This is a genomic window from Ruegeria sp. AL11, assembly GCF_056540865.1.
The window spans coordinates 239,147-252,573 of record NZ_JBQFXO010000002.1 but is presented as its reverse complement, the minus strand read 5'-3'; the positions used below and the strand labels follow the sequence as shown (position 1 = coordinate 252,573).

General features: G+C 58.6%; 12 protein-coding genes. 5 read left to right on the top strand and 7 right to left on the bottom strand.

Annotated elements, in window-relative coordinates; genetic code table 11:
• Window position 1: 1 nt before the first annotated feature.
• The 4 genes from ACR0IP_RS04955 to ACR0IP_RS04940 all read right to left on the bottom strand — a co-directional run bounded on the left by ACR0IP_RS04955 (window position 2) and on the right by ACR0IP_RS04940 (window position 5,346).
• Window positions 2-1,834, bottom strand: a complete 1,833-nt coding sequence (locus ACR0IP_RS04955; RefSeq protein WP_480524157.1) for an amidohydrolase — start codon at window positions 1,832-1,834, stop codon at window positions 2-4.
• 160 nt (window positions 1,835-1,994) lie between these two features.
• Window positions 1,995-3,017: an aspartate-semialdehyde dehydrogenase gene (locus ACR0IP_RS04950; protein WP_480524155.1), complete on the bottom strand. Its 1,023-nt coding sequence runs from the start codon at window positions 3,015-3,017 to the stop codon at window positions 1,995-1,997.
• 103 nt (window positions 3,018-3,120) lie between these two features.
• Entirely contained in the window at window positions 3,121-4,152 is a 1,032-nt protein-coding gene (locus ACR0IP_RS04945; protein WP_480524153.1) for a glycosyltransferase family 4 protein, read from the bottom strand.
• Between the two features lie 21 nt (window positions 4,153-4,173).
• Window positions 4,174-5,346, bottom strand: a complete 1,173-nt coding sequence (locus ACR0IP_RS04940; protein ID WP_480524318.1) for an MFS transporter — start codon at window positions 5,344-5,346, stop codon at window positions 4,174-4,176.
• Between the two features lie 141 nt (window positions 5,347-5,487).
• On the opposite strand from ACR0IP_RS04940, the gene ACR0IP_RS04935 reads away from it, so the two are divergent.
• From ACR0IP_RS04935 to ACR0IP_RS04925, 3 genes are all read left to right on the top strand, one after another.
• Complete coding sequence (locus ACR0IP_RS04935) at window positions 5,488-6,630, top strand: DUF3095 domain-containing protein (protein ID WP_480524151.1); 1,143 nt, start codon at window positions 5,488-5,490, stop codon at window positions 6,628-6,630.
• Between the two features lie 99 nt (window positions 6,631-6,729).
• Window positions 6,730-7,164, top strand: a complete 435-nt coding sequence (hpaR, locus tag ACR0IP_RS04930; RefSeq protein ID WP_170380277.1) for a homoprotocatechuate degradation operon regulator HpaR — start codon at window positions 6,730-6,732, stop codon at window positions 7,162-7,164.
• 531 nt (window positions 7,165-7,695) lie between these two features.
• Window positions 7,696-8,391: a fumarylacetoacetate hydrolase family protein gene (locus ACR0IP_RS04925; protein WP_480524149.1), complete on the top strand. Its 696-nt coding sequence runs from the start codon at window positions 7,696-7,698 to the stop codon at window positions 8,389-8,391.
• A gap of 3 nt (window positions 8,392-8,394) precedes the next feature.
• Here the strand turns inward: ACR0IP_RS04925 and ACR0IP_RS04920 are convergent, their stop codons facing one another.
• Both ACR0IP_RS04920 and ACR0IP_RS04915 read right to left on the bottom strand, forming a co-directional pair.
• Window positions 8,395-9,609: a DNA glycosylase AlkZ-like family protein gene (locus ACR0IP_RS04920; RefSeq protein ID WP_170380278.1), complete on the bottom strand. Its 1,215-nt coding sequence runs from the start codon at window positions 9,607-9,609 to the stop codon at window positions 8,395-8,397.
• A 4-nt stretch (window positions 9,610-9,613) separates the two neighbouring features.
• Complete coding sequence (locus ACR0IP_RS04915) at window positions 9,614-10,639, bottom strand: LacI family DNA-binding transcriptional regulator (protein WP_170380279.1); 1,026 nt, start codon at window positions 10,637-10,639, stop codon at window positions 9,614-9,616.
• A 488-nt stretch (window positions 10,640-11,127) separates the two neighbouring features.
• Between ACR0IP_RS04915 and ACR0IP_RS04910 the strand changes: the two genes are divergently transcribed.
• Entirely contained in the window at window positions 11,128-11,709 is a 582-nt protein-coding gene (locus tag ACR0IP_RS04910; RefSeq protein ID WP_480524146.1) for a hypothetical protein, read from the top strand.
• A complete protein-coding gene (locus ACR0IP_RS04905) occupies window positions 11,678-12,388 on the top strand; it encodes an IS6 family transposase (RefSeq protein WP_480524144.1) in 711 nt (236 codons plus the stop codon). Before ACR0IP_RS04910 ends, ACR0IP_RS04905 begins: the two co-directional genes overlap by 32 nt.
• Before the next feature lie 145 nt (window positions 12,389-12,533).
• Here the strand turns inward: ACR0IP_RS04905 and ACR0IP_RS04900 are convergent, their stop codons facing one another.
• The gene (locus ACR0IP_RS04900; RefSeq protein ID WP_480524142.1) at window positions 12,534-13,427 is read right to left on the bottom strand and encodes a hypothetical protein; all 894 of its coding nucleotides are present in this window, start codon (window positions 13,425-13,427) and stop codon (window positions 12,534-12,536) included.

The following is a 13,427-nucleotide window of genomic DNA, read 5'->3' as shown; positions in this document are numbered from 1 at the left end:
TTTAATTGCGTTTTGGCTCTGTCGCCAGCCAAGGCTGTTCGACTTTCATCCCCTGATAAATCGCGTGCAGGAAGGTATGTGCCACAACCGGATCGCTAGAAAAGGGCGAGACGTCCAGCTTTCCTTCTCGAATGCCTTCTTCAGCCTCGTAGACAACTGTATCGTTCTTCACGGTCACCAGAACCTGAAGCTCGGCCAGAGTTTCCGGGTCCACCGCTGTCGGATCGTCCGAAAGGATGACGAAGTCGGCGACCTTCCCAACTTCGATTGAACCCTTGTGATCCTCTTCGAAATGCTGCCATGCGGGCCAAATCGTCATGGCCTTGAGGGCGGTCATAACATCGACACGTTGATGCGGGCCAAGTATGTCGCCTGACCGGGTACGTCGCGTTACTGTCGCGGCCAGAACGCGCATGCTGTCGGGCAAGGCCACCGGCGCATCGTGATGCGTTCCGAACATCATTTCCCGCTCTCGTATCCATCCGGTCGGCGAGATATTCTCACCGTTGATCGGGCCGACGGTATGGTCGCGATGCCAGTCTCCCCAATAGAATGTGTGCATAGGAAAGACCGACGGGAATACACCCAAGCGCTTGAAACTGGCGACCTGATCCTCGCGCAGAAACTGGCCATGGATCAGAACCGGGCGGTTTCCGGGGTCGCCGTATTTCATTTGGGCTTCTACCAGAGCGGCGATCAGCATATCCGATGCGCCTTCGCCATTCGAATGCACCAGGATCTGAATGCCGTTCTCATAGCACCAGTTCACCGCGCCCTGAAGCTGCTCCATCGTGATCGCGGAATACCCGGCATAGCCTGCAGGGTAAGAGCCGACCGGGTCGTAATAGGGACGGTCGCGCAGCGCCGTGAAACCCTGGGGCGAGCCATCAATAGTAAGCTTGCAGCCGCCGACGCGGACCCTATTCGTGTAGTCCTCTGAGACATTGCCACCGATGTAGTCCTGTGCCTCCAGAACGTCCGGAAAGGCAACCACGTCAATGGGCAGTTCGCCAGCGGCTCCAACCTTTTTCAGCACCTCGACGATCTCGCCGGATGACCGGCCCTCTTGCCCGGTGGTGTATCCGAACCGCGCCCAAAGCTGGCTGCCGGCGCGGGCAAATTCAGCCAGACCGTCTTCGCCCAGATCACCAAGAAGAGGCACTAACAAGGCGAAAAACGCGTATTCTTCTAGTACGCCGTTGGGTTCTCCGTTTTCATCCCGCTGGATAACGCCGCCTGGCGGCGCTTCGGATTCGGCGGTGATGCCCGCCAGTTCCAGTGCCTTTGAGTTGCCCACACCCAGATGTCCGGATTGGTGGATGATCACGACAGGTATGGTGGTGGAAACCGCGTCCAGATCCTGGCGCGTGGGATGCCGCAATTCGGCCAGTTGCGCATTGTCATACCCAAAGCCAATGATCATGTTCGCGTTTTCCACGGCTTCGGCATTTGCCTCGGCCCATGCTGTCAGAGTGGCCTGCAGGCTGGCGATGTCTGTCACCTCGCCGTCCGGAGGTGCCAGCATGTTTGCCGACAAGGCTTGCAGCCCGCCCATCACAACGTGCCCGTGGCTGTCGACAAATCCAGGCAACATTGCTCGGCCTGCAAGATCGAATGCTGTGGTCCCATCGCCTTGATGCGCGGCCATATCGGCAAGCGATCCAACCGCCAGAATGCGGCCATCTCGGACCGCCACGGCCTCGGCCGAGGGTTGGTCATCATTGATCGTCAGAATGGGACCGCCGGAATAGATCGTATCGGCGATCTCTTGTGATGTCGCAGACAGCGGAGAAAGAATGGCGAGTATTATGAAAGGAACAGAGAAAATGCGCATCGTGAAACCCTTTGGATGGTTTTCTTAAGGCTATGGGCGCAACTTAGCACGGATTGCTGTGTCTGTCCTTTGTCTTGAACAGGATCATGGCTGAGCACACGCAAAGAAAAAGGGCCGCTTCTGACGAAACGGCCCCTTGCGAAGAATATCAGGTCAGGGATCAGCCCTTTTTCAGAACCTCACGACCCAGAAGCTCGGCAATCTGGACTGCGTTCAGGGCGGCACCCTTGCGCAGGTTGTCCGAGACGCACCACAGGTTGATCCCGTTTTCAACGGTCGAATCCTGACGGATGCGGCTGATGAAGGTTGCGAAATCGCCTACGCATTCGGTTGGAGAGACGTAGCCGCCGGCCTCACGCTTGTCGATCACCATGATACCCGGCGCTTCGCGCAGGATATCGCGCGCTTCATCCTCGTCGAGGAATTCCTCGAACTCGATGTTCACGGCCTCGGAGTGGCCAACGAATACAGGCACGCGAACGCAGGTGGCCGTGACCTTGATCGACGGATCGACGATCTTCTTGGTCTCGACAACCATCTTCCACTCTTCCTTGGTCGAGCCGTCTTCCATGAAGACGTCGATCTGAGGGATGACGTTGAAGGCGATCTGCTTCTGGAACTTCCTCGGCTCAACCTCGTTGATCGGGTTGTAGACGGCCTTGGTCTGTTCCCACAGCTCGTCCATACCCTCTTTGCCTGCACCGGACACCGACTGATAGGTGGACACGACAACGCGTTTGATCTTGGCGCGGTCATGCAGCGGCTTCAGCGCGACGACCATCTGCGCGGTCGAGCAGTTGGGGTTGGCGATGATATTCTTGTTTTTATAGTCGTGGATCGCCTGCGGGTTGCACTCGGGCACGATCAGCGGGATCTCGGGGTCGTAGCGGTAGAGCGACGAGTTGTCGATCACCACGCAGCCCGCCGTAGCGGCCTTGGGTGCATAGTCCTTGGTCGCGGCAGAGCCTACAGCGAACAGGGCCATATCCCAGCCGGTGAAATCAAAGGTGTCCAGGTCTTTGGTCGTGAGTGTCTTGTCGCCAAATGTCACCTCAGTACCCAGCGAACGACGGCTTGCCAGCACGGCAATTTCGTCCACGGGGAACTGGCGTTCCGCCAGGATGTTCAGCATTTCGCGGCCCACATTACCTGTGGCGCCGACGACGACGACGCGATAGCCCATTTCATGTCTCCAAAGTTAAGGACGCGCGTTCATAGCCGCGTTGCCGTCGGGACAAAAGAGCTTTTGCGCCGTATTTCGACGAATGACGCCGATTTGAGGCGCTTCACTCGCTCAGCAGGCGCTTGTAGAGGGCCACGAGGGTCTGTGCTTCACCTTGGATATCGAAATTCTGCTCAACATGGGCGCGGGCGGCCTGTCCGGCCTGGGATAGGGAATCACGGTTTTCCAGCATTTCTGCCGCCGCATTGGCCAGTGCCGGGATGTCACCCGGGTCCACCACCCGGCCCAGAGACGGGTCGGTCACGATCTCAGAAAACGCGCCGACATCGGTTGCAACAACGGGCACGCCGCAGGCCATCGCCTCAAGCGGGGTGAGGCCGAAGCCCTCCCACCGTTGGGGGGCGATGAACAGGTCCAGTACCTGATACCATTCGGCAATCTGATCGACCGTCACCTCGGGCATAAAGAGGATACGGTCCGACAGGCCCGCCTTGGCGACCTTGTCTTTCTGCTCGGCCAGAAAACCCGTGTGTTTATCCGTCGCGCGACCCATGACGATGCCCGAGACGCCCTCGGACCGGGCGCACAGATCAATCATGGCGTCGACGAAAGCGTCCGTACCTTTCTGATGGCGGATGCGTCCGTAGCAGCCTAGCAGCAGGCCGTCCGGCAGGCCCAGCCGTGCGCGAAGGGCGGCTTTGTCCTCAGGCGGGGTAAAGTCGTCCAGGTTGATGCCATGCATGATCACCTGCGCGTCCCGTTCCAGATAGCCTGCGGTCTTGCGCGAGGTCGCGACAATCGCGTCCATCTTGTCGATCAGCCATTTGGTATAGCCCGTATGCGCCCGTTGTGAGGCGCTGGTGAACAGCAGTTTCAGCTTCAACCGGAACACATTGCGCAAGATCAGGCCAAGAAGCATCTCGGTATTGCGGCGCGCGTGCCAGACCCGCAGCGTTCGACGGGACAGGAATGGTAGGCGGCCCAGTGGGATATGCGGGATGTCAGCGGGCAGCCCCGGCCCGGTAGCGGCGATGTCGATCTGTTGCGCCTGCAAGGGGACCAGCCGCGCAATCGTTGCCGTCACGCCCGAAAGCCTGCGTTTGAGATTGGGGGCAATGACGACGGGGTCTTTCACCGGGCTCTCCTGATCGTTGCGTCAGTCGACGCTATCCCGGCTGAATAGATAGATCACGCATCCAATGGCAAGGGTCACAGCGAAAAAGCCGAATATCGCCGTGTAGGGGGCCGTGGGGCTTGAGCCCGCATAGGCGGCGTGAATTTGCCCGGTGGCAAATTGCGCAAGCCCTACGCCGCCGATGCCGAAAAGGTTCAGCAAGGTCACGCCGCGCCCAGTCAGATGCGGCGGAATGAAGGCGCGACCATGGGCCATTATGACTGGAAAGCTCGCGCCCAAAAACCCGATCAGCGACAACATCACGACGGACACCCAAACAGCGTTGTCGACCCATAGGCACAAAAGCCCAAGCGCAGCCGCACAGAGGACATTGCCTCCGACAATCACCCATTTGCGGGTGCCCAGAAGACGGTCCAACGGGCCGTAGACAAAAGTTCCCGCGATCATTGCGGTTCCCATCACCAACGTGGCCGTGCCGATTTGCGTGGTGGTCAGGTTGAACACATCGTTCAGGTATGGCCCCGCCCAAAGCCCGCGCAGTGCAGCCGCCGGGGCGTAAGCGACCAGCATTAGTGGCAGGATGAGCCACAAGGCAGGCTCTTTCAGCAAGTCCAGTAGAGATCCTTTGTGGTCGGTCTCTACCTTTTTCGGATCGCGCACGCTGAACCAGATGCCCAAAGCGATTGCGGCGGACAGAACCGCCAACCCAACCATCGTGGCGCGCCAACCCATCAGCTCGACAGCTAGCGCCGTTGGGTAGGACGCAACAAGATTGCCAACCGACCCGACGCCCAACATCAGCGCCGCAAGCGTAGCAAACCGAGCCGGAGGATATTCGCGCGCAAAGATGAAGTACGAGGCCATCAGAACCGGGGAACAGCCAACACCGATCAGGGCCATCGCGATGCTGACATGCAGCGAGTTGGTGGCGGCAGCAAAAACAAGCGCCCCTCCGGCCCCGCCGATCATCAACAGAACGGATGCGCTGAGCCGTGGTCCAATGCGGTCCAGCGCCCAGCCCACCGGTAGCTGCATCGCGGCAAAGACCAGAAACCACAGGCCCGAGGCAAAGGCCAGATCCTCGGGCGAGGCTCCGATATCGCGCGCCAGATCAAGGCTGAGAACGGCAAGGAACGCGCGAAAAAACTGGCTCAGGACATAAGCCAGACATAGTACAACCAAACCAGCCTGCATGAACGGCCCTTTCCTGCGCATTTCCACCGCCCTGATTGGCACGCCGTGGCAAAACGCACAAGCACGTGTACTATGTTGCAAGGGGAGGACAGCGATCACATTCGGGCTAGCTTAACCTCCAATTGGAACAAAGGGGGGACGATGAAAGACCTCCATTCAGATTTTTATGAGTCCCTGCCGCTTTGGCGCGATTTTTCCCTTCTGTCGGACCCGGCGCAGTTTGCCTCGGTTCCGGACGATTGGGTCGTGGGTGTTGCCGACATTGTGGATTCGACGACGCAGATTGCGCGGGGACGGTACAAAACCGTCAACATGGTCGGTGCTGCGGTGATCTCGGCCATGATCAACGCTTTGGAAAACAAGCCTTTCCCATATGTCTTTGGTGGCGACGGGGCTGGCTTTGCCGCGCCCCCCAGTGCGGCCGATATCGTGGCTGGAGCGTTGGCAACCCTGCGGCGCTGGGCCGAAGAGGAGTTTGAGATGCCGTTGCGCGCGGCCCTCGTTCCGGTGGCTGAGTTGCGAAAGGCTGGAAAAGACCTGAGGGTGGCCCGCTATGCCCCGTCCACCGGGGTGGACTACGCTATGTTCGCGGGCGGAGGTCTGGCCTGGGCCGAGGCGCAGATGAAATCCGGGCACTATTCGGTCGAGCCCGCCGCGCCCAACGCGCAACCAAACCTGACCGGCCTGTCCTGCCGCTGGTCTAACAGTCCTGCGCAGCATGGACAGATCGTCTCGGTCGTGGTGCAGCCGACGGCTCAGGCGACCGAGCGGGATTTTGCGGATTTGGCGCAATCTGTTGTCACCATGGCCGCAGAACTGGATCGTTCGGGGCATCCAGTTCCGGAAAACGGACCTCCGATGACATGGCCGCCGCCGGATGTTGGGCTGGATGCCCATGTCTCGCGCGCAGGGGGCAATCTGTTTGCGCAAAAGCTGAAACTGCTTGGGCAGAACCTGTTGATCGCCCTGTTGTTTCTGACAGGCAAGCGGTTGGGGCAGTTCGAACCGGGCCACTATCGGCGTATGGTCAGCCAAAACGCGGATTACCGCAAATTCGACGATGGCTTGAAAATGACGCTGGACTGTGACCCTGCCACGTTGGACCGCCTCCAGCGGATGCTGGATGAAGCCCGCGGTCGCGGCAAAATCCGCTACGGCCTGCACGCACAGGATGAGGCGATGATGACCTGCTTTGTCCCTTCAGCCATGCGGGACGATCATGTGCATTTCGTGGATGGGGCTTCGGGTGGATATGCAAAAGCCGCCGAGGCGATGCGGCGGTAGCTTACCGGATTCGGCTTTAAACTTTTACTTATTAGTAGCTTACAAACCTTCCCTCTCGGGGCGACTTGAGACTTCCCGCTTTTTCGGCGATGATTCAGCATGTCCGATCAACTCCCCTTGGTGTCGCGATCCCTTCCCATCGCGTTGTTGCGCGCCCGTGAACGGGTGATGGGTCCTATTCGCAAATTGCTGATTGATGCCGGGGTAACCGAGCAGCAATGGCGCGTGCTGCGCTTGTTGAAAGAAGAAGGTGCAAGCGAACCGACTGATATCTCGGAACGGGCATGCCTGTTGTTGCCCAGCCTGACGCGCATCCTGCAAAAACTGGAAGACAAGGGCCTGATCAAGCGCCGCTGTCACCCCAAGGATCGACGACGTCAGATTGTCGAGATCACCGCGAAGGGGGAACAGATCATTCAGGACAACCTAACGGGCATTGTTCAACAGGCCGATCGCATGCGCGCGCATCTTGGTCCCGAAAAGCACGAAACGCTTCTGGATATCCTCAACGAGCTGAAAAACTTCAAAGAGTGAGCCGCTGAGCTAAAACCCCGCCGGAGAAGGTAGGGGGAATTCTCCGGCGGGGTGGCCAGACCCGGGTTGGATTCTGTGCCTGGCCCAAGGCCGTTGCGTGTCGTCTTACCCGACGGCCCGGCCCACGTGTCGGAAGGCGCGTCAGCCCTGAAACAGGGTCTAACACGGGCGAAACTCCCAGGGGGATGGGTGTCTTCGCCTGCCGTCTCCGATACGTTCACGTCCCAATGCCGACATGTTGAGGCGTCCGCAAGAGGTATCTTCAGGTCATTTCAGTCGTATTGATCTTTCCGGCAGAACTTCTGTGCCGGGCAGGTGGTGGGGGTGCCATCAATTCTCAAATCTACTAGGCGATCTAGCGCGATTTTACCTGTTTCCAAGGGATTCATACGCCCAGATGCGCCGCGGAAGGAATTGGGCGGCTTTGTGCCTGATCTCGCTGCAGATGTCGGCGTGAACCGGCGCATCGCTACGGCTTGCCAGTTACGTGCCAGACGGTAAGCTGCGCGGCGCAACACTCAGGGGATCGCCATGTCGCATCTGTTTTCACTACCCGGACCAATCTCGATCCCCGTGGTCGGCGAACAGGCGACCTATCCCATCGGTCGGATTTTCTGCGTTGGGCGGAACTATGCGGCGCACGCCGCTGAAATGGGCCACGAGGTAGACCGCGAGGCACCGTTCTACTTCACCAAGTCGCCCGCAAACGCCGTTCTGACCGGAGCGACCGTGCCATACCCGCCGGGTACCGAGAATTACCACCACGAGATGGAGCTGGCCGTCGCCATCGGTCGCCCCGTGTTCCGCGCCACCCCTGCAGAGGCGTGGGAGGCAGTCTTTGGCTATGGCTGCGCGCTGGATATGACCCGTCGCGATCTTCAGATCCGCGAGCGCAACAAACAGCGCCCTTGGGATCTGGGCAAGGATGTGGAGAACGGCGCTGTCTTTGCGCCTTTGACCCGAGCCGCCGAGTGGTCCCCAGAGGACAACAAGCGCATTCACCTGAACGTCAACGCCGAGGTTAGGCAAGACGCGACTTTGCATGAGTTGATCTGGAAAATTGATGAGATCATCTGCCACCTGTCCGGTTTCTATCACCTGCGCCCCGGCGACGTGATCTTGACGGGCATTCCCGCCGGGGTAGGTCCAGTTGCTGCAGGGGATGAAATTGAAGGTGGGATTGACGGGTTGGAGCCCATTCACCCGACCCTGACGGATCCAGAATAGAGCCTATTTAGGCTCTTTCAGCCAGTAATTGGCAAATTCGACCGTATCAAGACCGGCAAACCGGCGCACTCTGTCCAACTCGGAATCCAATCGTCGCGTGCGCGCATCCGACCAGCGTATCGCGCGCTCTGGCCAGAGGGCTTTGACGCGTAGAATGCCTTCGTCGCGATGGGCTTTCATGTCGATCCGGCCAATCAGCTTGCCGCCTTCCAGCAGCGGGAAAACATAGTAACCGTAGGTCCGCTTGGCCTCGGGCACGAAGACTTCGATCCGGTAGTGAAAACCGAACAACCGCTCGGCCCGGTTCCGGTCACGTAGCATCGGATCGAATGGGCTGAGAACTCGGATGCGGCCTGTTGGTGCGGGCAGATCGCTCAAGCCATCGGTCAGATCGGGGCGGGTAAACAGTTTGCGAAGGCGTCCGTCGACGCAAGCGACCTCGACCTCCTCTAGTGCGCCTGATTGCAACCCTTGGGCGCACCAGGCCTTAGCCTCAGCCGCGCTAACGGTATCCCAGAACGCGGCCAGCTCACCCGAAGTGGCAAAGCCAAGCCGGTCCAGCGCCGCATTGCAAAGCCAATCAACCGTCGCCTCGGCGTCATAGGGTCGCTGACCGGGGCAGAGATGCGTTTCGATAACCCTTTCGGTCAGATCATAGCGTTTCTGAAACCCCTCCCGCCCGACAACTGTCAGCGCGCCAGAGCGCCACAGATACTCAAGCGCGGTCTTGGACGGGTGCCAATCCCACCACCCGCCAGAGCCCTTCTTTTCATCCTTCCCCACGTCGGACGAGGATACTGGCCCATGATCGCGGATATGGCTCAGAACGGTTTCGAACTGCTGCTCAAACCCATCCCGACGCCAGTTCTTCCACCGCGATTTCAGCAGATCCGCATCGCGCTGAAACCGCAGATGCCAATGCGCGTAATACTCCATCGGTATGACGGCGGCATCGTGGGTCCAGTGTTCGAACAGCGCCCGGTCCCGCTCATACAAACGTTTGAGGTTACCGCTGCGATAGCTGGGCCTGCGCGAGAACAGGATCATGTCATGCGCGCGCGCCACCGTATTGATGCTGTCGAGTTGAACGAAGCCCAGCCTCTGGATCAGATCCAGCAAATCGGTGCCCTTAGAGCCGCCCGAAGGAGGTTCGGCCAGCGCGTGGCGATCCATGAAGATCGCCCGCGCCGTGCGGTTGTCCAGCTGTTTCAGCGTCACGATATCAGCGCCGTTTCAGCGTATCCCCAAAGTTGACCTTGGGGGTCAGAGTCACGCGGGTCTCGATCTCGGCATTCGGATCGTCAAGCTGCGTGGCAATGATCTTAGCCGCTTGCTGTCCGATCTCAAGTCGGCAGGCATCCATAGTCGCCAGTTTGCGGGGCAGGCCTTGCAGAAGTTCGACGTTGTTGAAACCCGCCAAGCCGATCTGGCCGGGAATATCGATACCTTGCTCTAGTAAGTACAACAGCCCCCCAGCACCGATCATGTCATTGGAATAATACAGGAAATCCAGATCGGGCGAGCGTTCCAGCATGGCTTGCGTCATCTCACGCCCCTTGGCCAGAGCCGAGCCGCCGGAATAGAATTCCCGATCCTCAATCTCGATCCCGTGCTTGCCCATGACCTCGGTGAAGCCTTCGAACCGTTTCCGCGCCCGGTGGTCCAGAGGCATCTTGGTGCCCATGAAGCCGATATGTTCATAGCCCGCTTTCAGGATTGCCTGCGCCATTTCGCGCCCGGCGCGTCGATGAGAGATCCCGACCATCGCATCAACCGGTTTGCCATCGGTATCCATGATCTCAACCACAGGAATTCCGGCCGAGTCCAGCATTGCCCGCGCCGCGTCTGTATGCTCGAGCCCTGCAATGATCACCCCCGAAGGCCGCCACGAGAGCATCTCATACAGCACTTTTTCCTCTTTCTCAGGCAGGTAGTCGGTCACCCCGACCACAGGCTGCAGATCGGTGTCCTCCAATACCTGATTGATGCCGGTTAGAACCTCGGGAAAGACCATATTGGATAGGGATGGAATGATGACCGCCACCAGATTAACCCGGCTTGAGGCCAGCGCGCCCGCGATCTTGTTGGGCACATAGCCCAGTTCCTTCGCGGCGGCCAAAACGCGGGTGCGCGTCGCATCCGACACATCGCCCCGATTGCGCAGGACCCGGCTGACCGTCATCTCGGATACCCCAGAGGCCTCAGAGACATCGCGAAGGGTAAGCGGGCGTTTTGTTTCTGTGTTCACGGAAGGCACCTGCGTTGTTGTTTTATCTGATGCTAGCGTAAACACCGTGCAGTTTACAACTGTTCAGCACGCCTACAGCAAACCCACAGTAAACCCCATGACTAGCCGAAAAAACAAAGGTAGAGAGGGCTTTGCACGGCCCCGTGGCTCAACTGGATAGAGCAGCCCCCTCCTAAGGGGTTACAGCACCCACGAAACAAGCCTCTCAGTTTCAGGAAAGACTAATAAAACAGTGCGTTATGCCCGGTTAAGCCCGGACCGTCCTTTACTAAGCACGGTTATTATACTAAGCCATTCTTAAGCCCAGAGGGGGCCTGGATGCTTTAGGAATAGCCATGGCTAGGACCGTACAGGACAAACCAATCACCACTCGCGCTGCCCGCGCGAGGCTGAATCCGTCGCCGAATGCCCACTTCCGGCGGCTGACGGACAAGTTACATGTCGGATACAGGAAGGGAGCCAAGCTGCCCGGTCTATGGACGGTGCGAATGCTGGACGCTGATGGCGTGTCTAAACAGAAGCGCATCCCCGGTGTGGCAGACGATCTTGAATCTGCGAACGGCAACGATGTGCTGAACTTCGATCAAGCCTGCGAAGCTGCCCGCAACATCTTCGCTCCGGCTCCTGCGGCCATAACGGTCGCTCGTGCGCTGGACGACTGGTTTGCTGACAAGTTGGCTCGCGGCATGAAGCCCAGAGCGGAACACAGCACCATGAACTATGTCCTGCGGACCAAGCGATGGTTCGGCGATATGTTGGTCCTGGACCTGACTGTAAGCGACATTGAACGCTACCGTGACTCCTTCCTTGAGGGCCATGCGGAGGACCGCCTGCGCGCTCGGAGCGCTACCGCCAACCGGGACATGAACGCGCTGAGGGCCGCGTTAAACTTCGCGGCTGACAGACACCTGCCAGACGCTGCCCGGCCTTGGGGCAAGGTGAAGAACTTCGCCAAGGCTGATGCCTTCGGCAAACGTGTCGTGGTCCTGACGGCATTGCCAACTTGTTTGGGCGTTGTGAACGGGTTACCGCTCATGCATGAACATACTGCCCCAAATGCCGCGCCTTAAAGGCTTTCGCTTTCCTCGTGAGATCATCGCCTATGCCGTCTGGGCTTACCATCGCTTTGCTCTCAGCACGGCTGATGTTGAAGATCTGCTCGCGGAGCGCGGTGTAATGGTCAGTCGGGAAACGATCAGGAAATGGGTCAATCGCTTTGGTGACCATTTCGCAAACTGCATCTGGCGAGACCGGCCTTCCGCGGCCGATAAATGGCATTTGGACGAAGTGGTCATCCCAATCAATGGTCGGAAATGCTGGCTCTGGCGGGCCGTGGATGCGAAGGGAGATACTCTTGATATCCTCGTCCAACCACGGCGGAATGCTAAGGCAGCCCGGCGCTTCCTGAAACGGTTGATTTCGCAATTTGGCGAACCTCGCGTTGTGATCACGGACAAATTGCGAAGCTATTTCAAGCCGATCCGCGATCTTGCGCCGGGTGCGGATCACCGAGCACACAAAGGGTTGAACAACCGGATCGAAGGATCACACAGGCCAACTCGAAAGCGTGAGAAACTGATGGGTCGGTTCAAGTCCCCGCGTCAGGCCCAAAGGTTCCTCGCCGCTCACGGCCAGATCAACACCGTCTTCCGACCCCGCCGCTATCAACTCTCCACCGCATCATACCGTCATGCCAGAACCGATGCCTTCGACCTCTGGGAAGGTTACACTCTCGAAATGACCGCCTGACTGACGCAAACCAGACCAACCTCTGCCCCGTGCAAACAAGTTGGCAATGCCGTTGATAGAGGTGTCCAGGTTTCCAACTTACCTCTTCCTGCCTTCGATAGGTAAAACGGAGAGAAATTCGACACTGGTTGTCCGCATACCCGCGCTAACGCCTAAAAAGGGCAATCCCTATCGCAAAGCAGATGACGTCGCCGGCAACAGTAATCAGTCGAAAAACAGCCGCAGCGATCAGGGCTGAACCGGGTGTCGTAACGCCAATTAAAATTGCGATGAACGCGGCTTCGCGAGGGCCTAAACCGCCTGGCGCACCAGGCGTTGCGTACCCTATCAACCAAGAAACAACACCGGCGAGGGCCACAACGCCAATGGGTACATCGTCGATTTCGCTCAGGACCCAGGCGGCGACGGAGCTCATGCCAAGAAGAAATGCGATCGCAAGAAGCGCAATCAAGAGCAAAGCAGAAAGTGTGAGGCTCTGCTTGAAGGCAAAAAAACCCAGTACCAGGGTCAGCAGAACAGCGATTGAAATCGTAAGCATAGGCCAGACAGGGCCAACAGCTTCGAACGGCAATATGTCAAAAGGCACGAACCAAACACCAGTTACCAAGATCACCAAAGCGGCGACGGGTAAGCAAATTAGTTCGGCAAAGGTCGCCATGGCCAACTGCTTGTCGCTCAGTGCCCCGCCGCGCAGCAAAACAGCCCGTCCCAAAAGGTGGACAACATTGCCGGGCACGTATCGCGCGATTTGAGACAGGGTGAATGACCGATATGTTCGACGACGCGGCTCGGGTCCGAATAGTTGCACGATGCGGTGCCACATCTCGGCCAGCACAAATAGCAAAGCTGAATAGAGGGCAACCATCACTGCGCAGCGTATAAAGAACCCATCGGGTGGATCGAAACTGATCAGCGCGTCCCAATTGCGTGAAATCTCGCGTCCAATGAAAATGACGGACAGCGCCAGAACCAGCAGGCCAAACCTGCGCGCCAGTCTTCGACGTAGCAACTCATCCTTGAGCAGATGCGCCACTGGCAT

Coding starts and splice junctions, on each gene's coding strand:
- ACR0IP_RS04955 (WP_480524157.1), bottom strand. CDS start 1,834: ATGCGCATTTTCTCTGTTCCTTTCATAATACTCGCCATTCTTTCTCCG.
- ACR0IP_RS04950 (WP_480524155.1), bottom strand. CDS start 3,017: ATGGGCTATCGCGTCGTCGTCGTCGGCGCCACAGGTAATGTGGGCCGC.
- ACR0IP_RS04940 (WP_480524318.1), bottom strand. CDS start 5,346: ATGCAGGCTGGTTTGGTTGTACTATGTCTGGCTTATGTCCTGAGCCAG.
- ACR0IP_RS04935 (WP_480524151.1), top strand. CDS start 5,488: ATGAAAGACCTCCATTCAGATTTTTATGAGTCCCTGCCGCTTTGGCGC.
- hpaR (WP_170380277.1), top strand. CDS start 6,730: ATGTCCGATCAACTCCCCTTGGTGTCGCGATCCCTTCCCATCGCGTTG.
- ACR0IP_RS04925 (WP_480524149.1), top strand. CDS start 7,696: ATGTCGCATCTGTTTTCACTACCCGGACCAATCTCGATCCCCGTGGTC.
- ACR0IP_RS04910 (WP_480524146.1), top strand. CDS start 11,128: ATGCTGGACGCTGATGGCGTGTCTAAACAGAAGCGCATCCCCGGTGTG.
- ACR0IP_RS04905 (WP_480524144.1), top strand. CDS start 11,678: ATGAACATACTGCCCCAAATGCCGCGCCTTAAAGGCTTTCGCTTTCCT.
- ACR0IP_RS04900 (WP_480524142.1), bottom strand. CDS start 13,427: ATGCCAGTGGCGCATCTGCTCAAGGATGAGTTGCTACGTCGAAGACTG.